Source organism: Pseudonocardia bannensis (genome assembly GCF_012911875.1).
Taxonomy (GTDB): domain Bacteria; phylum Actinomycetota; class Actinomycetes; order Mycobacteriales; family Pseudonocardiaceae; genus Pseudonocardia; species Pseudonocardia bannensis.
This window is the reverse complement of the sequence record NZ_JAAXKZ010000008.1, coordinates 67,134-88,701: the sequence shown is the minus strand read 5'-3', so window position 1 is coordinate 88,701 and position 21,568 is coordinate 67,134. Positions and strand designations below refer to the sequence as shown.

Below are 21,568 nucleotides of genomic sequence, written 5' to 3'. Positions count from 1 at the left end.
CCCGCCCGGACGTGATCTCCGAGCTGGGGGGTGCAGGCCTGCGGGGCCGCGGCGGGGCAGCGTTTCCTGCGCACGTCAAGTGGGCTGCGGTGGCTGCAGCCACCGGGCCCAAGGTCGTCGTCGCCAACGGTGAGGAGGGGGAGCCGGCGTCTGCCAAGGACCGCTGGCTGCTCACCCACCGCCCACACCTGGTGCTCGACGGGCTGTTGCTCGCAGCCCGCACGGTCGGCGCCGATCGAGTGGTGCTCTACCTCGCGCACCCGGACACGGTGACCGCGGCCGGGAGGGCCCTGGACGAGCTGCGTGCCGCCGGGGCGCTGCCCACCGGCGTCACGATCGACGTGCACGTCGTCGAGCCGAGCTACGTCGCCGGCGAGGAGACCGCGGCCTGCCGTTCGATCAGCGGGGGGCCGGCGCTGCCGTTGGCCAAGCCGCCGCGTCCGCACGAGAGTGGCGTGGGCGGGGCGCCGACCCTGGTGTCCAACGTGGAGACCCTCGCGCACGCGGCGTGGATCGCCCGGCACGGCGCCGCGGCCTACCGGTCCGTCGGCACGCCCGACTCGCCAGGGACCACCCTGGTCACCCTGAGCGGCGCGTGCGCGCGTCCCGGGGTCTACGAGGTCCCGTTCGGACTGTCCGTCGCCGACCTGTTCGCCTCGGTCGGCGGCGGGTTCACCAGCAGCCCGGTCGGGTTCGTGATGGGCGGCTGGTTCGGCGGGCTGCTCGCCGCGGAGCGCGCGACCGTCACGTGCTGTTACGAGGCGGTTCGCGCGGCCGGATCCGGGCTGGGCTGTGCGGCGATCACCGCGCTGCGCGCCGACGAGGACCCGGTGGCGGTCGCGGCGGACATCGCGGCCTGGTACGCCCGGGAGTCGGCCGCGCAGTGCGGGGTCTGCGTCAAGGGCACCGCCTCGATCCGCGACGCGCTGGGCGCGCTGCGCGACGGCCGGGCCACCGGTCCGGAGCCGGCCAACCTGGCCCGCTGGGGCACCGCGTTGCCGCGCCGCGGCGCCTGCGCGTTCCTCGACGGTGCCGCCACCCTCGCGCGCACCGTCGTCACCGAGTTCCCGGTCCAGGTCGCCGATCGCATGCGGTCGGTCGATCACCACTACAACCCAGGAGGCCCCGCATGAAGGCCTACGTGGACTCCACGAAGTGCTCCGGATACGGCACCTGCGCCGACGCCTGCCCATCGGTGTTCGAGCTCGACGAGTGGGGCTATGCCGCCACCCGCGACGACGGCCTGGTGCCGGCGGGTGAGGAGGAGCGGGCGCGGACCGCCGCGTCCGGCTGCCCGGAGAACGCAATCAGGATCGAGGACTGAGCAGGCGTGGATCTGGAACTCAAGGACAAGGTCGCGCTGGTCACCGCGGCCAGCAAGGGCATCGGCCGCGCCGTCGCACACCGGCTCGCCGCCGAGGCCGCAACGGTCGCGGTCAGCTCCCGTGACGCCGGCCGGGTGGACGCGGCGATCGCCGAGGCCGGTCCGGTCGCCGGCGCGCTGAGCGCCCATCCCGCCGACCTCTCGGACCCGGCGGCGACCGAGGCGCTCGTCCCCGCGGTCGTCGCCGCGCACGGCCGGCTCGACATCGCGGTGCTCAACACCCCCGGCCCGCGGATCGCGGCCTTCCTGGACACCACTGCGCAGGACTGGGCGGACGCCTACGACCTGCTCGTGCGGCCGGTGATTCAGCTGGCGCGCGACGCCGCCCGCCAGATGGTCGACCAGGGCGGCGGCAGCATCGTCTTTCTCACCTCTACCTGGGTCCGCCAGCCGATGGCCGGTGGGGTCTTGTCCGCGGCCATGCGGTCCGCGGTGTCGGCCACCGCCAAGCAGATGGCCCTCGAGCTCGCTCCCCGGGGGGTGCGGGTCAACCAGCTCATGCCGGGGGCCACGGGGACCGGCCGGATGGAGTCGATCCTGAGCTCGAAGGCCAAGGCCAACGGCACTTCGCGCGACGAAGAGCTGGCCAAGGTCGTGGAGAACATTCCGCTCGGACGGTGGGCCGAACCCGAGGAGATCGCCGACGCGGTCACGTTCCTGGTCTCCCCGCGCTCCGCGTTCGTCACCGGCTCGGCGCTGGCTGTCGACGGCGGCGCCATCCGCTCCACCTTCTAGACCGCAACGAACGACGAAGGGACACACAAGGCAATGCCGAAGACTCTCCGGGAACTGTTCGTCGACCAGTTCCGGCTGTGTGCGGTCACGCCCGACGAGACCGTCGGAGTGATCAGCGAGCTGGGGCAGAAGACCGAGTACGTCGAGGCGGCGGTGGCGGCGGCCCGTGACCTCGGGGCCGGGGCGCTGGTGCTCACCGCGTCCAGCCTGTCCAACCCGATGCTGCCGCCCTACTCCGCCGACGGCCGCGAGGTCGCGGCCCTGCTGGCCGGTGCCGGGGAGTGCGACCTCGTCGTCGATGTGACCGTGGGCGGCCTGATCCACTCCGATGTCCGCACCCGGATCACCGGAGCGGGCAAACGGATGCTCTTCGTCGCCGAGCCGCCCGACGTGCTCGAGCGGCTGATGGGCTCGGCCGAGCTGCGTTCGGTCGTCGAGGAGGGTGGCAAGCGGCTCAAGGCCGGGACGACGTTGCGGGTCACCAGCGCCGCCGGGACCGACCTGAGCGCCGACATCTCCGGCTCGGAGCTGCCGGTCACCCACCAGTGGGGCTACGTCGACGAGCCGAGCCGGTGGGATCACTGGCCCAGCGGATTCGTGGCCTGCTTCCCGCACGACCGGACCGCCGAGGGCACCCTCGTGCTGCAGCCCGGCGACGCGCTCATCCCGTGGCAGCGCTACGTCCGCGAGCCCGTCACGCTGACCGTGGAGAAGGGATTCATCACCGACGTCAGCGGCGGGGCCGAGGCGTTCCTGCTGCGCGACTACTTCGAGAGCTGGAACGACCCCGAGGTCTGGGCGCTGTCGCACATGGGCTGGGGCATGCACCCGGTCGCCCGCTGGTCGGCGTTCGAGGTCTACGAACCGCGCTCGCTCTACGGCCAGGAGCTGCGCTCCTCCGCGGGCAACTTCATGTGGTCGACCGGATCCAACCGGTTCGCCAACCGCGAGACCCCGGCCCACCTGGACATTCCGATGCACAGCTGCACCGTGACGATCGACGACGTGGCGGTCGTCCGCGACGGCGGTCTCGTGGAGGACCGAGCGTGATGGACGCCGCGACCCTCGAGACCGCCATCCTGGCGCTGGCCGGCGACCCGGAGCTGCTGGCGCGCTTCCGGAGCGACCCTTCCGCCGTCGCCTCAGAGGTCGGCCTGGACTCCGAATGGGCGGCCGTCATCGCGGGCGGCGACCGGGACCGGCTGCGCTCGGCCGGCCTCGGTGACGGGATCACCATCCTCGTCAGCCGGTGGTTCGCCGACGACCTCGGCGACTCGGCCAGCACCGGTCGCTTCCACGTCGAGCAGGGCGGCCCACTGCCCGACCCCGACGTGCCTGCGGAGGTCGTCTTCGCCGGCGGCTGCTCGCACGTGCCCGACCTGCTGGCCCGCCCCGAGATCGACCCCGCCGAGGCCGTGGCGCGGCTGAGCGCCGGGTACGAGCGGCTGGCCCGCGACATCGCCGCCGCGAACCCCGACATCATGATCGTGACGGCGGACTGCCACTTCCAGAGCTTCTCCACGGGTGCCTTCGTGGTCGGGACCGGCGCGACGCACAACGGGTCCATGGCGTTCTTCAAGCGCCCCGATCTGGACCTCACGCTGCAGGGCGACCCGGCCTACGCGCACGCGATCGTGGATGCGGTGCGGGCCGAGGGACTCGAGGTCGAGGAGTCCACCCGGATCGACCTCGACCACGGGCTGATCGTCCCGCTCCGACTGCTGCTGCCGCGCCCGGACATCCCGGTCATCCCGATCATCACCCAGCCCGCCCGCGGGTTCTCGCCCTTCGGGGCTCGGGCCTTCGGTGAGGTGCTGCGGACGGTGGTCGGGTCGTCCGGGCGCCGGGTGGCGATGCTGGCGACCGGCGGCCTGTCGCACTGGCTCGACCCGGGGAAGTTCGGCCACGTGGACGAGGAGTTCGACACCTACGTGCTGGAGATGCTGCGCGCGGGCAAGGGCATCGAGCTGGGCAATCTGGAGCCCTACGCGCTGCTCGACCACGGCCAGTACGAGTTCCTCAACTGGCTGATCATGCTCGGGCTGATCGGCGGTGGCGTGCGGGGCGAGGTCTACGCCTACGAGCCGATGCAGGCATCGGGCGGCGGGTGGACCGTGGTCAACATGCTTCTTCCGGAGCGGGAGCCGGCCGGTGTCTGACGCGGCCGCGGATGCGCGCCGGTTGCGGGTGGCCGTCACGCAGTGGCGGCCCACCCGCGACGTCGCGGCGAACCTGGCCGTCGCGACCCGGCTGATCGGCGAAGCCGGGCCGGGTGCCGACCTCGTGCTGCTCCCGGAGAACGGCCTGATGCTCGGCAGCAACACCGAGATGCGGGCTGCCGCACTCTCCGTCGACTCACCCGAGATCGACGAGTTGCGGGCCGCGGCGAAGAGCGCCTCGGCCACCGTGGTCCTCGGCGGTTTCAAGCGCCGCGACGATGAAGGCCGCATCTTCAACACCGCCCTCGTCATCGGGCCGGACGGCACCGTCGCGGGGGGTTACGACAAGATCCACCTGTTCGACGCCCGGATCGGTGGACAGTCGTTCGAGGCCTCGTCGGTGGAGCAGGCCGGCCGGCGACCGATGATCGCCGAGATCGGTGGCGTCCGGGTCGGCCTCACGATCTGCTACGACGTCCGCTTCCCGGAGTTGTACCGGAGCCTCGCCCTGGCCGGGGCCGAGGTGATCCTGGTGCCGGCGGCCTTCACCCAGAAGACCGGTGCGGCGCACTGGGAGGTACTGCTGCGGGCGCGGGCCATCGAGAGCGCCGCCTTCGTCGTCGCCTCCGCCACGGTGCGGGGCGAGGACGGGACCGATGCGTTCGAGACCTTCGGCCACGCCCTCGTCGTCGATCCCTGGGGGGAGGTCCTCGCCGACCTCGGGGTGGGTGGGCCCGCGTGGCAGGTGCTCGACCTCGCGTTGTCGGAGGTGAACAGGGTGCGCACCGCCCTCCCGGTGCTGGCGGGTGTTCGGCCGCAGGCGTATGCCGCCGAGCCTGAGATCATCGGTATCGGCTGATACGAGAAGGGGAGGGGCGTCATGAGCCTGGGGGATCTCGAGGACGGAATCGTGCGTGCCGGCGAGCCGTTCGGTATCGCAAACGAATTCACCGGTGTACAGGTCAGGAAAGTGTGGACGAAACAGGGTGAGCGCCTGGAGCTGACGGTTCCCCGCAGCGGATATCGCATCCTGCTGGATGCGATGCAGTTGGAGATCGTCGCGGCACAGGACGCGGAGCGGTTCACCGAGCTGTTCGCGATCCGGCTGGACGCCCACGACGGGATCAAGCCGTGACGGTGCGCCGTCCTGGCAACACCGTCGAGGAGATCTACCAGACGTTGTGGGAGCGCATCATCGACGGCGTCTACGCGCCGGGGTTCCGGATGTCGCAGAGTGTCCTGGCGGCGGAACTGCAGGTCAGCCGCACACCGTTGCGGGAGGCGCTGCACCGCCTGGAGGGTGACGGTCTCCTGGTGTCCGAGGCCAACCGCGGCATGGAGGTGGCACCCACGAACGTGGCCCAGGTGGAGCAGTACTACGCCCTCCGTCTGCTCGTCGAGCCGCCGACGATCGCCGCGATCGTGTCCGAACTCGACGACGCCGAGCTGGCCAAGATGGGCTCTGAGCTGGACAGCATGGAGGCCGACCGGCACCGGATCCGCGACTTCCAGGAGGCGCACCGCAGGTTCCACGATCTGGCCATCCGCCACTACCCGGCCGCTACTGCGGAGCTCACCCACTCGCTGCACCTCAAGATCTACCGCCACCAGCGGCTCTACTTCTCCCGGCCGGAGGCGCCGGAGGACTTCACCCACGTCGACCGGATGTTCCTCGAGGCCATGCTCGCCCGGGATCCCGAGCTGACCCGCCGGCTGCTGGAGTTCCACCTCATCGACGCCGCGATCGGGCTGGTTCGCGAGGGCGAGCCGGACCACCGGTTCCACGCTCTGCTGCTGGCCACGCGGGGGGTCGGCATCGAGCTGGAGTCCCTCCCGGACGGCCGTCTCGACAGGCCCGCGCATATCCGCTGGCAGCGCGCCGAGCTCCGGCCGCTACCGGCACTGAGAACGGCGAACCTCGACCACACCGCGGGCCCGGAGGCCGGCGGGGAAGGCAGTGCCCGCGCATGACCACGCACCGGATCGGGATGATCGTCCCGAGTTCCAACACCACCATGGAAACCGAGATCCCCGCGATGCTGCGGGCCCGGGAGCGCACTCACCCGGAGCGGTTCACCTTCCACTCCGCGCGGATGCGGATGCAGAACGTCACGCCGGCCGAGCTGGTGGCGATGGACGAGCAGTCGGTGCGCTGCGCCGAGGAGCTGGCCGATGCCCGGGTGGACGTCCTCGCCTACGCATGCCTGGTCGCGATCATGGCCCGGGGGGCGGGCTACCACCGGACCAGCACCGAGCGGCTCTCCGCCGCGGCCGTTGTTCCGGACGGCCCCACCGCCCCGGTGCTCACCTCGGCCGGCGCCCTGGTCGACGCACTGCACCACCTCGGAGCCCGGCGGGTCTCGGTGATCGCGCCCTACGAGAAGCCGCTCACCGCGACGGTCTGCGGGTACATCGGCGGTGAGGGAATCGAGGTGCACGACTCGCTGAGCCTGGAGGTCGCCGACAACCTCGAGGTGGGCCGGCTCGACCCGGCCAACCTGCAGAGGCTGGCAAAGGAGGTCGACACCAGTGGGGTCGACGCCCTCGTGCTGAGTGCGTGCGTCCAGATGCCGTCGCTGGCGGCGATCCAGCCGGTGCAGGACGCCCTCGGGATCCCGGTGGTCTCCTCGGCGGTCGCGACCGTCTGGCAGATCCTGCGTGCCCTCGCGCTCGATCCCGTCGTCCCGGATGCCGGGGCGCTGCTGGCGCCCGGATGACCGCTGCCGTGTAGACGCCTGTGGGGTGGGAGCGGTTCTTTTCCGCAACGTTGCGGGTCGGAATCGCTCGGATTGCCATGCGTGAATTACCGTGACGGTGCGGTGGAATTCGGGGATTGACATCGCTCCAAGTGTATGCAGTAGTGTATTCACATCGTTCTGAAGCTTCGGCGTATTCGCGCGCCGCCGTACCCCACTACATTCGCGAGGAGTTCGAATGAAACCTCCTGCGTTCGATTATCAGGAACCGCGCACGCTCGACGAGATCGTCGAGTTGCTGGCCCGGACGGATCAGGACGCCACGGTGCTGGCCGGTGGCCAGAGCCTGGTTCCGCTGCTCAACCTGCGACTGGCCCGCCCGGACGTCGTCGTGGACATCAACCGCGTGCCCGGCCTCGACGGCGTCGAGGTGGCGGACGACGCGGTCGTGCTCGGCGCGATGGCCCGGCTGGCCACCCTGGAACGCGACCCGGTGCTCGCCGACGCGCTGCCGATCGTCCCGGAGGCGATCCGGCTGGTGGCTCATCCGCAGATCCGCAACCGGACCACCCTCGGCGGGTCACTGTGCCACGCCGACCCGGCCGCCGAGCTGCCCGCCGTCGCGGTCGCGCTGGACGCCCGGCTGCACCTGCGGGCCCGCGACGGTGGCCGGACCGAGGAGGCAGCCGGCTTCTTCCAGTCGGTGTTCACCACCTCCCGGCGGCCGGAAGAGCTGCTCACCGCGGTCGAGTTCCCTCGTCACCAGGGCTTCCGCTTCTGCTTCGAGGAGGTCTCCCGCCGCCACGGCGACTTCCCGTTCGTCGGTCTGTGTTTCGGGGTCCGGCTCGAGGACGGCGTCGTGACCGCCGCCCGGCTCGCCGGTGCCGGCATCGCCGAACGACCGCTGCGGCTACCGGCAGCAGAGGCGGCACTCGTCGGCCACCGGCTCTCCGGCGATCTCGCCGAGGTGCTCGATGCGGCGAGCGCCGAGGTGGATCCGCCGTCGGACATCCACGGCACCGCCTCGTTCCGGCGCGGGCTGCTCCGCGCCGTCATCCGCCGCGCCGCAGCCCGACTCGATCAGGGAGGCTCCCGATGACTGTCCCGACCACTCCGGCCCCGGCCCGGATGCGGACCGTGACCGCGACCGTGAACGGCGTGACGCGCTCGGCGGAGACCGAACCGCGTGCGCTGCTCAGCGACTTCCTCCGCCACGACCTCGGGCTCACCGGCACCCACGTCGGGTGCGAGCAGGGCGTCTGCGGCGCCTGCACCGTGCTGGTCGACGACGTGCCGGTGCGCTCCTGCCTGCTGCTCGCGGTCCAGGCGGACGGCCGCCGCATCGAGACCGTCGAGGCACTCGCACAGGACGGGGAGCTCTCCGGATTCCAGCGGGCGATGCGTGACGAGCACGGCCTGCAGTGCGGGTTCTGCACCCCGGGAATCCTGATGAGCGTCACCGCAGCCGAGCGCGAGGGCCTGACGGCCGAGCAGACCACGACCGAGGTGCTCGGCGGCCACGTCTGCCGGTGCACCGGATACCAGGGCATCCGCGCAGCGATCGAGCACCACTGGCAGGAGGCCGGGCGATGACCATCGCGACCCGCAACGGGGACACCCTCGTCGGCAAGCGCATGCCGCGTCTGCACGACGACCGGATGCTGCGCGGCCACGGCCGCTACGTCGACGACATCGACGAGACCGGGGTGCTGCACGCCGCGATCATCCGCAGCCCTGCCGCGCACGGCACGATCACCCGCTTCGACGCCTCGGCCGCCAGGGAGAGCGGCGAGGCGGTTCTCGTGCTCGGTCCCGACGAGATCGGCCGGCTCACCGACCCGCTGCCCACCACCTGGCGGATCCCCGGCCAGCACCTGGCCGCCGTCGAGCTCGCCATCCGCACCGTGCGCTATGTCGGCCAGCCACTCGGCGTGGTCGTCGCGCGCAACCGCGCGGTCGCCGAGGACCTCGCCGAACTCGTCGAGATCGACATCGATCCCTTGCCCGCTGTCGTCGGGATCGAGGCGGCGCTCGCCCCCGATGCCCCGCTGCTGTATCCGGAACACGGCGGCAACGTCGCAGGTGGCATCCATTTCGGCCCGCCGGTCGAGGAGCTGGACGCACTGTTCGCCGGCGCCGCACACGTCGTCGAGCGCGAGTTCGCCGTGCAGCGCATCAACCCCAGCCCGATGGAGCCCCGCGGCGTGCTCGCCGAGTGGATCCCGAGCACCGAGCAGCTGACGGTCTGGGCCAGTACGCAGGTTCCGCACCTGGTGCGCCAGGAAGTGGCGGTCGGCCTCCGGCTGCGCGTGGATCAGGTCCGGGTGGTCACCCCGGACGTCGGTGGCGCCTTCGGCGGCAAGACCACGCTCTACGCGGACGAGGCGATGACCTGCCTGGCGGCCAAGGTGCTCGGCCGCCGGGTCAAATGGATCGAGGACCGCACCGAGAACCTCACGGCGAGCTACCAGGGTCGTGGTCAGCAGGCCCGGTGTCGGCTCGGTCTCGATGCCGACGGCCGGTTCACCGCCCTGCACGTGCACATCCACGGTGACGTCGGTGCCTTCCTCAGCACGGCGGGCAGCGGGCCGTTCCAGGTGGCGGCCCTGACCATCGAGGGTCCCTACCGGTTCGGCGCGGCGGGGGCGACCGTCACCGCGGTGTTCACCAATGCCGTCCCGACCGGCGCCTACCGCGGCTACGGCATGCAGGAGTCGGCCTGGATCCGGGAACGGATCATCGACGAGGCCGCCCGCGAGCTCGGCCGGGACGCGAACGAGCTGCGGCTGCTCAACACGATCCAACCCGAGCAGATGCCCTACACCACCGGCACCATGCTCACCTACGACTCCGGCGACTACCCGGCCGTCCTGCGCCGGGCCGTGGAGATGGGCGAGACGCGGCGACGGCCGTCGACCGACCGGATCCGGCGCGGTATCGCCGTCACCGGCAACGTCGAGATCACCGGTTTCGCACCCAGCGCGCTGCTGGAGATGTTCCAGATCCACTGGAGCGGCTACGAGACCGGCACGATCCGGGTGAACGAGGACGGGACCGTCACGGTCTTCTCCGGGGTCACGCCGATGGGACAGGGCATCGAAACCGCACTGGCCCAGATCGTCGCCGACGAGCTCGGCGTGCCACTGGAGATGATCTCCGTCCAGCTCGGGGACACGGCCACCGCGCCGTACTCCAACTTCTCCTCCCAGGCGAGCCGGTCGCTGCCCCTCGCGGGCGCTGCACTGATCACGGCGGGTGCCACCATGCGCGAGCGGATGCTCGGCCTCGCGGCGCGCGCCCTGGGGGTCGGAGTGGAGGAGGTCAAGCTGGACGGGACGGTGTTCCGGGCCGGCACGACCGGGGCCGAGGTCACCTGGCGCGATGTGGCCCACCGGGGCTGGATGGGCTGGGGCCGCGGCGAGACCGACAAGATCCTCCTCGAGGAGACGGTCTCGTTCGACCCGCCCGGCATCACCTACGCCTACTCGGCGCACGGCGCCGCGGTGGCCGTCGACCTCGACACCGGCAAGGTGACCGTCGAGGACTACTGGACGGTCAACGACAGTGGCGTCCTGGTCAACCCGCTGATCGCGGATGGGCAGATCATCGGAGCCATCGCCCAGGGCCTCGGAACCGCGCTGCTGGAGGAGGCGGCCTTCGACCCGGAGACCGGCCAGCCGCTGGCCACCTCGTACCTGGACTACGTGCTCCCGCTGTCCGAGGACGTGCCGGACATCGTCATCGAGCACCACGTCACCCCGAGCCCGATCATCACCGGCGGGTTCAAGGGCGTCGGTGAGAGCGGCATCCAGCCGCCGGCGGCGACGGTCGGCAATGCGATCGCGAACGCGGTTCCCGAGATCGCCGCCGGACTCACCGCGACACCCCTGTCGCCATCGAGGATCTGGACGCTCCTGGAGCAGGCCGGGCTGGAGGGCTGATGTCCCGGGCAGTCGGCGCGGGCCGCGCGAACCGGCCCGCGCCGACCGCTCGTCGGGTCGTCCGGATCTGCGCGATCCCCTGCCCGCGGCTGCAGCCATGCGCACTGCTCGGCGCCTCCTGACGTCGCGGCGACAGCGGAATCCCGGCCCTCGCCGCCCATGCCCTATCTAGACTGGCCCGCATGCGGCGGCCGAACAGCACCGTTGTGATCGTCGCCGGCACCGACGCCGAGAAGGTCGTAGCCGGGCTCGCCGGGCTGGCCAACGTGCGGGCGGTCGCGTCGAGCCGGTGGGCCGACGCCTCGGTGGACCGGCTCGTCGCGGGAGCGAACGCCCCGTACGTGGTGCACGACGCCGATCCGCTCGCCGGCGTCGCCTCCGCCTGGACCGGCTTCTTCGACGGCGAGCGCCCGCCGGGCACGGTCGAGGTCGCGGTGGAAGCCGTGCTCGCGGCGCTGCGCGACGGCGAGGCGCTGCTCCCGGACTACTACGTCGTCCTCGACCCCGACTCCCTGCCCGGGACGCTCAAGCACTGGTGGCTCGGGGTGCTGGCAGGCGCCTCGCCGAGCCGGGTCGTCCCGTCCCCGGCGAGCGCGGCGGCCGTGCGCGACATCCTCTCCCGGCTGCCGTCCGGCCGCTGGTGGCCCGATCCGCCGGAACCGTGGCTGCGCGGGTTGAGCCGGGTCGTGCCGGACAGGGCGGGACTCCCAGGCCCGGCCACCACCTGACCGCACCGGCGGGAATCCATGCGCGATGGTCTGGTGACGATGTTCCTCTGCGGCGACGTGATGCTCGGTCGCGGTGTCGACCAGATCCTGCCGCACCCCGGCGACCCGGCCCTGCAGGAGGCGTCCATCCGGGATGCCCGCGGCTATGTCACGTTGGCGCAGGCGGTGAACGGCTCGATCCCGCGTCCGGTCGACTTCGCCTGGCCGTGGGGCGATGCCCTGCCCGTGCTCGACGAGGTCGCGGCCGATGCCCGAGTGGTGAACCTGGAAACGAGCATCACGCGAAGCGATGACTTCGCGCCGGGGAAGGCCGTGCACTATCGGATGAGCCCGGCGAATCTCCCCTGCCTCTCCGCGGCCCGGCCCGGCGTCTGCGTGCTGGCGAACAACCACGTTCTGGACTTCGGGTACCGGGGGCTGCAGGAGACGCTCGACGCGCTGGCCGGTGCGCGGCTGCCGGCGACAGGCGCGGGCCGGGACGCGACGGAGGCCTGGCGACCCGCCGGACTGCCGATCGGCGGGGGTGGCCGGGTGCTCGTCTTCTCGTTCGGGACGGAGTCCAGCGGCATTCCGGCAGGCTGGGCGGCGACCGGGGATCGGGCAGGCGTCGGATTCCTACCCGTGCTCTCCGACGCGGCGGCGGCCCAGGTCGTAGGCCGGGTACGGCGGCTGAAGGGCACCGGCGACATCGTCGTCGCCTCCATCCATTGGGGATCCAACTGGGGCTACGACATCCCCCGGCAGCAGATCCGCTTCGCCCACCGGCTCGTCGACGCCGGTGTCGACGTCGTGCACGGCCATTCCTCGCACCATCCCCGCCCGATCGAGGTCTACCGCGACAAGCTGATCCTCTACGGCTGCGGCGACCTGATCGACGACTACGAGGGCATCACCGGCCATGCGAAGTACCGGGACGACCTTCGGTTGCTGTACTTCGTCTCGGTCGATCCGGACACCGGCAATCTGGTCCGGCTGCACATGGCGCCCATGCAGGCCCGGCAGATGCGGCTCCGGCATGCCTCGGACGCAGACGCGGCGTGGCTCCGGACGGTTCTCGACCGCGTCAGCCGAGGCTTCGGGGCGCGGGTCGACCTCGGGCCGGAGGGCATGCTCGTCCTGCGTCGAGCGGGAGCGAAGCGTACGTGACCGGAGTTCCTTCTCCGGCGATCACGCCGCGGTCGTCCGGGCGGCCGGCATCGGTGCCACGGATTCAGGCGTTCTCGCGCTCGGGGTTCTCCAGCCGGAAGAAGTTGCTCGGCGTACCGTCCTTCTTCTTCTCCTGGAAGATGAAGTTGAGCCCGCGCTCGTCGAAGGTGCGGAACCATTCGTCCCAGCTGACATGGCGCAGGTTCTCCCCGCCGTAGCCGGGGAAGTCGAACGTGAGCACCCCGAGATGGTCGCCGTGCTCGGTGTCCGGCACCGTGGCGGGCTGCGCCTCGCGTTCCTCGGCCCACTTGCGGATCACCTCGTGGTTCGTGGTGACCAGGGTCTCGCCGGCAGGTGCCTCCCCGAGCTGGTCGGGGGACGTGATCACCTCGGCGTACTTCAGTGATTTCGAGGTGGCAGGCCCGGTGCGCACACCGCCTTCGTCCTTGGCCTCGTTCTGTTCGGCCACGTTCTGCTCCCGTCCTCGTCCTGTCGGGGTGCTGGGTACCCCACCACGACGCCGGGACCCACGTGCGATGGGAGGGCACAGGAGATGGAGCAGACGCCGGCCACCCGGAACGCGGTTCAGATCACCTACCTGGGGCAGTCCACGTTCACGTTCACCACTCCGGAGTCGAAGACCGTTCTGATCGATCCGTGGACCTACGGCAACCCGCTTTGCCCCGATGAGAGGAAGGATGTGGGGGCGGTCGACCTGATTCTGGTCACGCACGGCCATCACGATCATCTCGGCGACATCTTCGCCGTCGCCGAAGAACGGTCCCCGCGGATCGCCACGATCGTCGAGTTGGGGAAATGGCTGGGCTCGAAGGGCCTCACGAACATCCAGACCATGAACATCGGCGGCATCGTGCACCTCGAAGGCGTCGAGGTGACGATGACGCCGGCTGCGCACAGCTCCAGCGTGGATGAGGACCCGTTCGCCTATGTCGGCCTCGCGGCGGGTTTCGTCGTCGGGTTCTCCGACGGGAGCCGGATCTATCACGCCGGGGACACGGCCGCCTTCTCCGGCATGCGGTTGATCCACGAGATCCATCGGCCCGATGTCGCCATGCTTCCCATCGGGGACCACCACACCATGGGGCCTCTGGAGGCGGCGGCAGCCACCCGCCTGCTCGGCGTCGGCCGGGTCATCCCCATGCACTACGGAGTCACTCCCGGGTCGCGGCGAGCCCCCGCTGCGTTTCGTGATGCTCTGGACTCCCTGGGGCTCGATGCCGTCGAGATGATCGAGATGACGCCGGGACAGCGCATCCCGTGGCCTCCGGCGTAGCTCCGGTCGACCTCGCACGGCGCCGGCAGGCCTGCTGCACGGGCCCGGTCAGGGTTCCCCTGGGCGAACGGGTCCAGCTCGCGTAGCCAGGCCAGGAGCAGGCTGATCGGGAACAGCGCCCCGGCGCCCACGAGGTAAGCCAGACTGCGCCCCGGACCCACCGGCAGAACCGAGCCGAGGACGCCGAACGCGGTCCACAGCAGGGCGCCGCCGAGCAAGGCGCTCGAACCGCGCCCGGTGCGGAACCGGAGATCCTCACGCAGCGTGTCCAGCCGTGCGGCGGTGCCGTCGTCGACCGTGGTCGTCATCGTCTCTCCTTCGGGGCGGGCGGCGCGGCGAGTGGTCAGTCGCCGAGCAGTCCGGCGTCATGGGCGAGAATCGCGACCTGCACACGGTTGGTGGCGTCGAGCTTGGTGAGCAGCCGGGACACGTGGGCCTTGACGGTGGCCTCGCTGAGGTACAGCTCGCGGCCGATCTCGGCGTTGCTGCACCCACGGGCGACCGCGACGAGCACCTCGCGCTCGCGCTCGGTGAGCACGGCGAGCCGGTCGCGGGCGTTCCGGCGGCGGGTGTCACCGCCGGTCGCGGCGAAGTGCTGGATGAGCCGGCCGGTGACCGACGGCGAGAGCATCGCCTCCCCCGCGGCCACGACCTGCACGGCCTCCACCAGCCGGCGTGGTGGGGTGTCCTTGAGCAGGAACCCGCTGGCCCCGGCCTGCAGGGCGCGGAACACGTAGTCGTCGAGGTCGAACGTGGTCAGGACGACGACCCGGGGCGGCGTGGAGAGCGCGGTGAGCGCCTGCGTGGCGGCGAGGCCGTCCATGCGGGGCATGCGGATGTCCATGAGCACCACGTCCGGCCGGTGGCGGCGCACCGCCTCGACCGCCTCGTCACCGTCGGCGGCCTCGCCGACGATCTCCAGGTTCTCCGCGCTGCCGAGGATCATCGTCAGGCCGGCCCGCACCAGTGCGTCGTCGTCGACGATCAGCACGCGCGTGGAGCCCGCGGAGGGCGCGTCGTCCCTGCGCGCAGCGCCCGCGGAGCGCGCGCCGTCCCCGCGCGTCATGCCGGCCACGGCAGGCACGCGCGGACGGCGAACCCGCCGTGGACGTCCTCGCCGGCCTCGAACGTGCCGCCGATCAGGTGCACGCGCTCCCGTAGCCCGAGCAGCCCCACCCCGGCGCCGCCGACGGGGCGCCCGCCGAGCTCGCTGCCCACCGCCCGGGCGTTGCGCAGCTCCACCACGAGCTTCTCACCCGGGGACCCGTGCACCCGCACGGCGACCGTGGCGCCGAGGGCGTGCTTGTGGACGTTGGTCAGGCCCTCCTGCACCACTCGGTAGACGGTGCGCCCGACGAGATCGGGAGGTTCGGCCGACAGGTCGACGTCGAGCGTCGCCGGCACGCCCGCCTGCCTGCTGGCCTCGACCAGGCGCGGCACACCGGACAAGGTCGGCTGCGGGATCAGATCGGCCCCGTCCGCGCGGTCCTCGCCGGCGTCCGCGCGGAGCACACCCAGGACGCCGCGCAGGTCGTCGAGCGCCCGGCGGGCGTGGTCGCCGATCAGGCCGGCGGTGCGCTCCACCTGTTCGGGCGGGGACGACGGGTTCACCTCGAGCCCGCCCGCGTGCAGCGCCACCAGCGAGATCCGGTGGGCGAGCACGTCGTGCATCTCGCGGGCGATGCGTGAGCGCTCGGACAGCCGCGCCTGCTCACCGCGCAGCTGCTGCTCGGCCTCGGCGCGTTCGGCCCGCTCGCGCAACGAGGCGACCAGGTCGCGCCGGATCCCCACGTAGGCGCCCACCGCCAGCGGCAGTCCCACGAAGATGCCCAGCGTCACCGTCATGCCGACGAGCCCGCTGACCACGCCCGGGGGCCGCATCACCTGCACCCACGCGACGGTGAGCGCCGCGGTCGACGCCGCCGCCACCAGGGCGAGCACGCGATCGCGGCGCCGGATGGCGAGCGTGAACAGCGCCGCGGCCACCGAGAACTCCGACGCGCCCAGCGCCACGGCGACGACCGCGCCCACGGCGACCCCCAGCGGGAAGCGGCGGCGCCACCACATGGCGACCGCGACCGCCGCGGTCAGCAGCGCGTACCGCCACATCTGCGCGGGCGGGGCGGCCCCGAGCAGCAGCGACACGGTCGCGAGCACCAGCACACCGCTCAGGACGGTGTCGGTGAGCCGCTCGCGGTGGCGGCTCCACCACGGGCGCCGGGCGGGGGTCGGGGTCACCGTTGCAGCGTAAGCAGGAAGGTGGGGCGGACACGTCCGACGATCGTCGACCGCAGCCGCGGGCGGTACCGACTTTCGTCGCCCCCTGCCGCCGACCACATGCCGATGCCACCAGGTCCTCTGCGCGACGACGCTCACCGACATGATCGACGTACACGACCTCACCAAGCGCTACCGGCGCACCCTCGCCGTGGACGGTGTCGGCTTCCGCTGTACACCCGGGACCATCACCGGCTTCCTCGGGCCGAACGGCGCCGGCAAGTCCACGACCCTGCGCATGCTCGTCGGGCTGACCCCGCCCACGTCCGGATCCGCGACCGTCGGCGGCCGTCGCTACCGTGACCTGCCCAACCCGGGCCGCACCATCGGCGTCATGCTCGACGCGTCCGCGCAGCACGCCGGCCGGACCGGACGCGAGACCCTCCGGCTCGCCGCCTCGGTACTCGGGGTGCCCGCCGCGCGTGCCGACGCGATGCTCGAGCGCGTCGGCCTCGGCGCGGCCGCGGCGCAGCGCGTCGGGGCCTACTCCCTCGGGATGCGCCAGCGTCTCGGCATCGCACAGGCGCTGCTGGGCGATCCGAGCGTCCTCGTTCTGGACGAGCCGGCGAACGGCCTCGACCCGGAAGGCATCCGGTGGATGCGCGGTCTGCTGCAGGAGTTCGCCGCGGGCGGCGGCACCGTGCTGCTGTCCAGCCACCTGCTCTCCGAGGTGGAGGCCACCGTGGACCGGTTGGTCGCGATCAGGGGCGGCCGCGTCGTCGCGCAAGGGGCGCTCACCGAACTGCTCGCCGGGTCCGGCGTCGTTGTCCGCGGTCTCGACCCCGCCGGACTCCGGGCGGCCCTGTTGTCCGCCGGGCTCACCCCGACCTCCCGTCCCGACGGAGCTCTGCACGTCGACGCCGACGCCGCCGCCGTCGGCCGGGCCGCCGCCGCGTCCGGCCAGGTCCTTCTCGAGCTGCGCGACACCGAGCGCGGCCTCGAGAACTGGTTCTTCGCCCGCACCACCCACCCCAGCCAGGAGAACGCCGCATGACCACGACCGGTCACCCGTCCGCCGAGGCCACGTCCCGCGACCACGCCGTCGCCGGCCGCCCCACCTCGTTGGCCCGGCTCGTCGCGATCGAGCTGCGCAAGACCGTCGACACCCGTGCCGGACGCTGGCTGCTGCTGCTCGTCGTCGGCGCCGCGGTCGCCGCACTGGTGTATCGGCTCGTCAACGCCGCGGACGAGCCGGCGGATTTCAGCCGCTTCTTCGGCACCGCCCTGACCGGGGTGCAACTGCTGCTGCCGGTCGTCGGGGTGCTCGCCATGACGGCGGAGTGGACCCAGCGCACCGCCCTGGCCACCTTCACCCTGGTGCCGCGGCGCGGTCGTGTCATCGCGGCGAAGTTCCTCGCGGCGGTCGGGCTCAGCGCCGGTGTGGTGCTGGTGGTGGCCGGGATCGCCGCCGTCGCCACCCTCGCGGGCGGCCTGGCCACCGGCCACGGGGCCGTCTGGACGGAGGTCGGGCGCACGCTCGGCGGTGGGGTCGTCTCGGTGGCCTGCAACGTCGTGATGGGCGCCGCCTTCGGTGCGCTGCTGCAGCAAACCGCCGCGGCCCTGGTCCTCTACTTCGTCGCCCCCGTGATCTGGGCCGCCGCCGCCCCCGTCCTGCTCGGCGACGCCGCCCGGTGGCTCGACGTGTTCGGCGCCTTCACCGCGATCAGCCGGTTCGACCTGACGGGCGTCGTCGCGCCGACGCTGGTGGCCCTCGCCGTCTGGGTCGGGCTGCCCCTGGCCGCGGGTGTGGTGCGCAGCCTGCGTCGCGAGGTCGCCTGAGCCTGCCGCCCACACCCACCCCGGCGTACCTCGTGCGCCGGGCCCGGGGAGCGAGAGTCAGTGCCCTGGTGGCGCGACGGTGCCGTCGGGCCACCAGGCGGCGTCGGGGGCCGCGGACCGGAATCCGGCCTCTGCTTCCTCTCGCCGGTCCAGCGCACCTCGCCGCCGGGTGCGCCGGGCCCGACCTCACCCCGGGCGAGCGCACAGCGGCCGATGGGCCGGGACCCGACGGCGGCCGGTTCTCGGGCGGCGCACCGACCGGAGCCGGGGGCCCGGTCGACTCCGGGTCCGGCGCAGGACGCGCCCGACCAGCGGGAACGCCCGCGACCAGCGGAGCTCTCGTCGTGCGCCGCGGGCCGGACCGGTCCATCGTGGGCACATGGAGCTTCCGGACGAGACAGCGGGCCCGGACGAACGGCCCGACCGCGACACCGACCGCGACACCGACCGCGGCACCGCTCGCGACGACGCAGCGGCGAGCGACGAGACCGACGGCGGGGACGGGGTGGCGGGCGGCGGGACCGCCGGGGAGAAGGGTTTCATCGCGGACCTGCTGGACCAGGCGACCGTGACCGGTCACGGCGACCTGCCGGGGCCACCGCCCGAACCCCAGCCGCCCAACCCAGGTACCGCGGACGACTCGGCGGAGGCGGAGGCGGAGGCGCGGGAGCGACGCGACGACTGACCCCGCGCCACAGCAGGGCGGCCGAGACCTCCGCCCGGCGATGGCGGGCTTTACCCGCACCGGGCCACCCGTGCGGTGGACCGCAGGCTGCGTCCCCTTGCTCCCATCGGTCCTGCACGGTTGACTGATGCCGTGATGCGCATCTGGCTCGAGCCCTTCTGGCCCAGCCGCCGCATCATGCAGTTCGACGAGTTCTGTCGCCCGGCCGCGTAGCGCGGCCACGACCTCTCCACGCCGCGGTCGCCGCGCGGCCTTGCAGCGTTCCACGTGTCGTGGGCGCCTGCCCGCGATTCGAAGCACCCATCCCACGGGAGAGAACCATGTCCGTCACGGACGAACTGCTCGCCAACAACGCCCGCTACGCCGAGACCTTCTCCGGGCCGCTGCCGCTCCCGCCCGCCAAGCATGTCGCCGTCGTGGCGTGCATGGACGCGCGGCTCGACGTCTACCGCATCCTCGGGCTCGACGAGGGCGAGGCGCACGTCATCCGCAACGCGGGCGGTGTCGTCACCGACGACGAGATCCGGTCGCTGGCGATCAGCCAGCGGCTGCTGGGCACGACGGAGATCATCCTGATCCACCACACCGACTGCGGCATGCTGACCTTCACCGATGACGGGTTCAGGCAGCAGATCCAGACCGAAACCGGAATCAAGCCCGAATGGGCCGCCGAGGCCTTCCCCGACGTCGACGACGACGTGCGGCAGTCGATCGCTCGGATCAGGGCGAACCCGTTCGTCCCGAACAAGGACTCGATCCGCGGGTTCGTGTTCGACGTCGCCACCGGGAAGCTCAACGAGGTCGTCTGAGACATCGAGCACCGACGCGCCCGCGGGACTGCATCTTCGGACGATGCAGCCCCGCGGGCGAGTTCGTCGTGGCGTCTGGCTGCCGCCGCGGTCACGCCACGGCGAGCGGCGCGGCGGTCATCCCGTGACCGCGGCCATATCCATGTAGAAGACCTCCCAGATGTGACCGTCGGGGTCCTGGAAGCTCCGTCCGTACATGAAGCCCTGGTCGTTCGTGTCGTTCGCGGGCTGCCCGCCCGCTGCGAGGGCCTTGTCCGCCAGCTCGTTGACGCGCTCCCGGCTCTCGACCCCGAGGCCCAGGATCGCCTCGGTGCTCTTCGTGGCGTCGGCGACGTCCTTCTTCGTGAACGACTTGAAGAACGGCTCGGTCAGCAGCATGGCGTAGATGTCGTCGCTGATGACCAGGCAGCCGGCGTTCTCATCCGTGAACTGCTGATCGAACGAGAATCCGAGTGCGGTGAAGAAGTCGATCGACCTGCTGAGGTCCTTCACGGGGAGGTTGACGAAGATCTTGGTGGCCACCAGGCGTCTCATTTCTCTCGTCGGCCACCGGATCCGAAACCGGATCCGGGAGTTGTGTAGACCGGGGCCGTGGTGCGGACTCATCGGTCGAGCGGCGATTACCTCGTTGCGGCGTCGGCTCCGGTCACCTGCCGTCCGCCGGAGCCCGATACCCGAGCCCAGCGGCTGGATGCCGCCGTCATCACCGGCCACCCTGTCGCCGTCGAGCGCCCATGATCCACCTTGATCCCTCATTTCTCGGGCTTCCGGAATTGTCGGTTCGCCCCCTTACGATGGCCGTCATCCAGCAGTCGTCGCGCTGGCGCCGAGGCGGAGAGGCCGAAGAGGATGACTGATCTCGAAGCCGCGGATAGCGCGGTCCAGAGCACGGTGACCGGTGAGGCCGGGGGCGTGGAGCTCCGGCTCGAACGGCATCGGGTGGAGCTGACCGCCTACTGCTACCGGATGCTCGGGTCGGCCTTCGACGCGGAGGACGCCGTCCAGGAGACGCTGGTGCGCGCCTGGCGCGGTTTCGACCGCTTCGAGGGCCGTTCGGCACTTCGGTCGTGGTTGTACCGCATCGCCACCAACGTGTGCCTGACGATGCTGGAGGGCAGCCAGCGCCGCGCCCGCCCCATGGACCTGGGTCCCGCGTCGTCGTCGGAGACGCCGCTGGGTCCGCCACGCGCCGAGGCCACGTGGATCCAGCCGATCCCCGACAGCCGGGTTCTGCCGGCGGGGGCCGACCCGGCCGAGCTGGCGGTGTCGCGAGAGTCGATCCGCCTCGCCTTCGTGGCGGCGCTGCAGCACCTGCCGCCCCGGCAGCGCGCGGTGCTGATCTTGCGAGAGGTCCTGCAATGGAGCGCGGCGGAGGTCGCCGAGCTGCTCGGCGCCACGGTCGCGTCGGTCAACAGCGCGCTCCAGCGAGCCCGGGCGACGCTGTCGGCCCGTGACCTCAGCACATCCGAGCGGATTCAGCTGCCCGACGGCGAATTCCAGGAGCTCCTGGCCCGATACGCGGACGCCTTCGCGCGGTACGACATCGAGGCGCTGGTCGCCCTGCTGCACGAGGACGCCACCTTGTCGATGCCGCCCTACGACCTGTGGCTGCGCGGGCCTGCCGACATCCGCCGGTGGTGGGTCGGTCCCGGGGCCGAATGCCGCGGCTCACGCCTCGTCCCGGCCTCGGCGAATGGTCTACCGGCGTTCGGGCAGTACCGGCCCAGCGGCCCTGGAGGCCGGCACGAGCCGTTCTCTCTGCAGGTCCTCGAGTTCTCGGGCGACCGGCTCCTCGGTTTCAACGCGTTCCTCGACGCCGAGAGGCTGTTCCCGCTCTTCGGGCTGCCGCTGCGACTCGAGGAGTAGCCCGAGGAGGGCCGGTGACGTCCTGGCGTTGCCTGCTGGACATGCTGCGCGCCACCTCCCGGGGGTTAC

24 protein-coding genes and 1 pseudogene are annotated in these 21,568 nt (G+C 71.9%); 20 read left to right on the top strand and 5 right to left on the bottom strand.

Annotation, left to right across the window (positions count from 1 at the left end; translation table 11 throughout):
• The 14 genes from HF519_RS04200 to HF519_RS04135 all read left to right on the top strand — a co-directional run.
• Positions 1 to 1,133, top strand: a 1,133-nt coding sequence (locus HF519_RS04200) for an NADH-ubiquinone oxidoreductase-F iron-sulfur binding region domain-containing protein (protein ID WP_211169517.1), incomplete at its 5' end; no start/stop codon positions are given.
• Positions 1,130 to 1,324 carry a ferredoxin gene (locus HF519_RS04195; protein ID WP_169410284.1) on the top strand — a complete coding sequence of 65 codons (195 nt, stop codon included), beginning with the start codon at positions 1,130 to 1,132 and terminating at the stop codon, positions 1,322 to 1,324. The genes HF519_RS04200 and HF519_RS04195, both read left to right, overlap by 4 nt.
• A 6-nt stretch (positions 1,325 to 1,330) precedes the next feature.
• Positions 1,331 to 2,119, top strand: a complete 789-nt coding sequence (locus HF519_RS04190) for an SDR family oxidoreductase (protein ID WP_169410283.1) — start codon at positions 1,331 to 1,333, stop codon at positions 2,117 to 2,119.
• Positions 2,120 to 2,152: 33 nt separating this feature from the next.
• A complete protein-coding gene (locus HF519_RS04185) occupies positions 2,153 to 3,169 on the top strand; it encodes a 2,5-dihydroxypyridine 5,6-dioxygenase NicX family protein (protein ID WP_169410282.1) in 1,017 nt (338 codons plus the stop codon).
• On the top strand, positions 3,169 to 4,278 hold the full coding sequence (locus tag HF519_RS04180) for a DODA-type extradiol aromatic ring-opening family dioxygenase (RefSeq protein WP_169410281.1): 1,110 nt from the start codon (positions 3,169 to 3,171) through the stop codon (positions 4,276 to 4,278). The genes HF519_RS04185 and HF519_RS04180 overlap by 1 nt, the downstream gene beginning before the upstream one ends.
• A complete protein-coding gene (locus HF519_RS04175; RefSeq protein ID WP_169410280.1) occupies positions 4,271 to 5,137 on the top strand; it encodes a nitrilase-related carbon-nitrogen hydrolase in 867 nt (288 codons plus the stop codon). Before HF519_RS04180 ends, HF519_RS04175 begins: the two co-directional genes overlap by 8 nt.
• Positions 5,138 to 5,158: 21 nt before the next feature.
• Complete coding sequence (locus HF519_RS04170) at positions 5,159 to 5,413, top strand: hypothetical protein (protein ID WP_169410279.1); 255 nt, start codon at positions 5,159 to 5,161, stop codon at positions 5,411 to 5,413.
• The gene (locus HF519_RS04165) at positions 5,410 to 6,249 is read left to right on the top strand and encodes a GntR family transcriptional regulator (protein ID WP_169410278.1); all 840 of its coding nucleotides are present in this window, start codon (positions 5,410 to 5,412) and stop codon (positions 6,247 to 6,249) included. The genes HF519_RS04170 and HF519_RS04165 overlap by 4 nt, the downstream gene beginning before the upstream one ends.
• Positions 6,246 to 6,995: a maleate cis-trans isomerase family protein gene (locus HF519_RS04160; RefSeq protein WP_169410277.1), complete on the top strand. Its 750-nt coding sequence runs from the start codon at positions 6,246 to 6,248 to the stop codon at positions 6,993 to 6,995. The genes HF519_RS04165 and HF519_RS04160 overlap by 4 nt, the downstream gene beginning before the upstream one ends.
• A 217-nt stretch (positions 6,996 to 7,212) precedes the next feature.
• The gene (locus tag HF519_RS04155; RefSeq protein WP_169410276.1) at positions 7,213 to 8,073 is read left to right on the top strand and encodes an FAD binding domain-containing protein; all 861 of its coding nucleotides are present in this window, start codon (positions 7,213 to 7,215) and stop codon (positions 8,071 to 8,073) included.
• Positions 8,070 to 8,567 carry a (2Fe-2S)-binding protein gene (locus tag HF519_RS04150; RefSeq protein WP_312859889.1) on the top strand — a complete coding sequence of 166 codons (498 nt, stop codon included), beginning with the start codon at positions 8,070 to 8,072 and terminating at the stop codon, positions 8,565 to 8,567. Before HF519_RS04155 ends, HF519_RS04150 begins: the two co-directional genes overlap by 4 nt.
• Positions 8,564 to 10,915: a xanthine dehydrogenase family protein molybdopterin-binding subunit gene (locus HF519_RS04145; RefSeq protein ID WP_169410275.1), complete on the top strand. Its 2,352-nt coding sequence runs from the start codon at positions 8,564 to 8,566 to the stop codon at positions 10,913 to 10,915. The genes HF519_RS04150 and HF519_RS04145 overlap by 4 nt, the downstream gene beginning before the upstream one ends.
• Before the next feature lie 182 nt (positions 10,916 to 11,097).
• A complete protein-coding gene (locus HF519_RS04140) occupies positions 11,098 to 11,643 on the top strand; it encodes a hypothetical protein (RefSeq protein WP_169410274.1) in 546 nt (181 codons plus the stop codon).
• 18 nt (positions 11,644 to 11,661) lie between these two features.
• Entirely contained in the window at positions 11,662 to 12,789 is a 1,128-nt protein-coding gene (locus HF519_RS04135; RefSeq protein ID WP_169410273.1) for a CapA family protein, read from the top strand.
• Positions 12,790 to 12,853: 64 nt separating this feature from the next.
• Here the strand turns inward: HF519_RS04135 and HF519_RS04130 are convergent, their stop codons facing one another.
• Complete coding sequence (locus tag HF519_RS04130; protein WP_211169516.1) at positions 12,854 to 13,258, bottom strand: hypothetical protein; 405 nt, start codon at positions 13,256 to 13,258, stop codon at positions 12,854 to 12,856.
• An 84-nt stretch (positions 13,259 to 13,342) separates the two neighbouring features.
• On the opposite strand from HF519_RS04130, the gene HF519_RS04125 reads away from it, so the two are divergent.
• Positions 13,343 to 14,083, top strand: coding sequence for a metal-dependent hydrolase (locus HF519_RS04125; RefSeq protein WP_169410272.1), 741 nt, complete (start codon positions 13,343 to 13,345; stop codon positions 14,081 to 14,083).
• Positions 14,084 to 14,145: 62 nt separating this feature from the next.
• Here HF519_RS04125 and HF519_RS33490 read toward each other — a convergent pair.
• From HF519_RS33490 to HF519_RS30925, 3 genes and pseudogenes are all read right to left on the bottom strand, one after another.
• A pseudogene (locus HF519_RS33490) lies at positions 14,146 to 14,391 on the bottom strand (DUF7010 family protein); the annotation flags it as partial.
• A gap of 35 nt (positions 14,392 to 14,426) precedes the next feature.
• Positions 14,427 to 15,074, bottom strand: a complete 648-nt coding sequence (locus HF519_RS04120) for a response regulator (protein WP_312859891.1) — start codon at positions 15,072 to 15,074, stop codon at positions 14,427 to 14,429.
• A 71-nt stretch (positions 15,075 to 15,145) separates the two neighbouring features.
• Positions 15,146 to 16,321 (bottom strand): sensor histidine kinase, encoded by a 1,176-nt coding sequence (locus HF519_RS30925; protein WP_169410270.1) that lies wholly within the window; start codon positions 16,319 to 16,321, stop codon positions 15,146 to 15,148.
• A gap of 142 nt (positions 16,322 to 16,463) precedes the next feature.
• Between HF519_RS30925 and HF519_RS04110 the strand changes: the two genes are divergently transcribed.
• The 4 genes from HF519_RS04110 to HF519_RS04095 all read left to right on the top strand — a co-directional run bounded on the left by HF519_RS04110 (position 16,464) and on the right by HF519_RS04095 (position 19,633).
• Positions 16,464 to 17,354, top strand: a complete 891-nt coding sequence (locus HF519_RS04110) for an ABC transporter ATP-binding protein (protein ID WP_169410269.1) — start codon at positions 16,464 to 16,466, stop codon at positions 17,352 to 17,354.
• Positions 17,351 to 18,139, top strand: a complete 789-nt coding sequence (locus HF519_RS04105) for an ABC transporter permease (RefSeq protein ID WP_169410268.1) — start codon at positions 17,351 to 17,353, stop codon at positions 18,137 to 18,139. The genes HF519_RS04110 and HF519_RS04105 overlap by 4 nt, the downstream gene beginning before the upstream one ends.
• 379 nt (positions 18,140 to 18,518) lie before the next feature.
• Positions 18,519 to 18,824 (top strand): hypothetical protein, encoded by a 306-nt coding sequence (locus HF519_RS04100; RefSeq protein ID WP_169410267.1) that lies wholly within the window; start codon positions 18,519 to 18,521, stop codon positions 18,822 to 18,824.
• Between the two features lie 320 nt (positions 18,825 to 19,144).
• A complete protein-coding gene (locus HF519_RS04095) occupies positions 19,145 to 19,633 on the top strand; it encodes a beta-class carbonic anhydrase (protein WP_169410266.1) in 489 nt (162 codons plus the stop codon).
• A 117-nt stretch (positions 19,634 to 19,750) separates the two neighbouring features.
• On the opposite strand, the gene HF519_RS04090 is transcribed toward HF519_RS04095, so the two are convergent.
• Positions 19,751 to 20,155 (bottom strand): VOC family protein, encoded by a 405-nt coding sequence (locus HF519_RS04090; protein WP_169410265.1) that lies wholly within the window; start codon positions 20,153 to 20,155, stop codon positions 19,751 to 19,753.
• Positions 20,156 to 20,482: 327 nt separating this feature from the next.
• On the opposite strand from HF519_RS04090, the gene HF519_RS04085 reads away from it, so the two are divergent.
• Positions 20,483 to 21,499: a sigma-70 family RNA polymerase sigma factor gene (locus HF519_RS04085; RefSeq protein ID WP_169410264.1), complete on the top strand. Its 1,017-nt coding sequence runs from the start codon at positions 20,483 to 20,485 to the stop codon at positions 21,497 to 21,499.
• The last annotated feature ends 69 nt before the right edge of the window (positions 21,500 to 21,568 follow it).

Bases quoted from the DNA above. Each gene is read 5' to 3' on its own strand.
- HF519_RS04195 (WP_169410284.1), top strand. From the start codon at position 1,130: ATGAAGGCCTACGTGGACTCCACGAAGTGCTCCGGATACGGCACCTGC.
- HF519_RS04185 (WP_169410282.1), top strand. From the start codon at position 2,153: ATGCCGAAGACTCTCCGGGAACTGTTCGTCGACCAGTTCCGGCTGTGT.
- HF519_RS04180 (WP_169410281.1), top strand. From the start codon at position 3,169: ATGGACGCCGCGACCCTCGAGACCGCCATCCTGGCGCTGGCCGGCGAC.
- HF519_RS04170 (WP_169410279.1), top strand. From the start codon at position 5,159: ATGAGCCTGGGGGATCTCGAGGACGGAATCGTGCGTGCCGGCGAGCCG.
- HF519_RS04160 (WP_169410277.1), top strand. From the start codon at position 6,246: ATGACCACGCACCGGATCGGGATGATCGTCCCGAGTTCCAACACCACC.
- HF519_RS04155 (WP_169410276.1), top strand. From the start codon at position 7,213: ATGAAACCTCCTGCGTTCGATTATCAGGAACCGCGCACGCTCGACGAG.
- HF519_RS04150 (WP_312859889.1), top strand. From the start codon at position 8,070: ATGACTGTCCCGACCACTCCGGCCCCGGCCCGGATGCGGACCGTGACC.
- HF519_RS04145 (WP_169410275.1), top strand. From the start codon at position 8,564: ATGACCATCGCGACCCGCAACGGGGACACCCTCGTCGGCAAGCGCATG.
- HF519_RS04140 (WP_169410274.1), top strand. From the start codon at position 11,098: ATGCGGCGGCCGAACAGCACCGTTGTGATCGTCGCCGGCACCGACGCC.
- HF519_RS04135 (WP_169410273.1), top strand. From the start codon at position 11,662: ATGCGCGATGGTCTGGTGACGATGTTCCTCTGCGGCGACGTGATGCTC.
- HF519_RS04125 (WP_169410272.1), top strand. From the start codon at position 13,343: ATGGAGCAGACGCCGGCCACCCGGAACGCGGTTCAGATCACCTACCTG.
- HF519_RS04110 (WP_169410269.1), top strand. From the start codon at position 16,464: ATGATCGACGTACACGACCTCACCAAGCGCTACCGGCGCACCCTCGCC.
- HF519_RS04105 (WP_169410268.1), top strand. From the start codon at position 17,351: ATGACCACGACCGGTCACCCGTCCGCCGAGGCCACGTCCCGCGACCAC.
- HF519_RS04100 (WP_169410267.1), top strand. From the start codon at position 18,519: ATGGAGCTTCCGGACGAGACAGCGGGCCCGGACGAACGGCCCGACCGC.
- HF519_RS04095 (WP_169410266.1), top strand. From the start codon at position 19,145: ATGTCCGTCACGGACGAACTGCTCGCCAACAACGCCCGCTACGCCGAG.
- HF519_RS04085 (WP_169410264.1), top strand. From the start codon at position 20,483: ATGACTGATCTCGAAGCCGCGGATAGCGCGGTCCAGAGCACGGTGACC.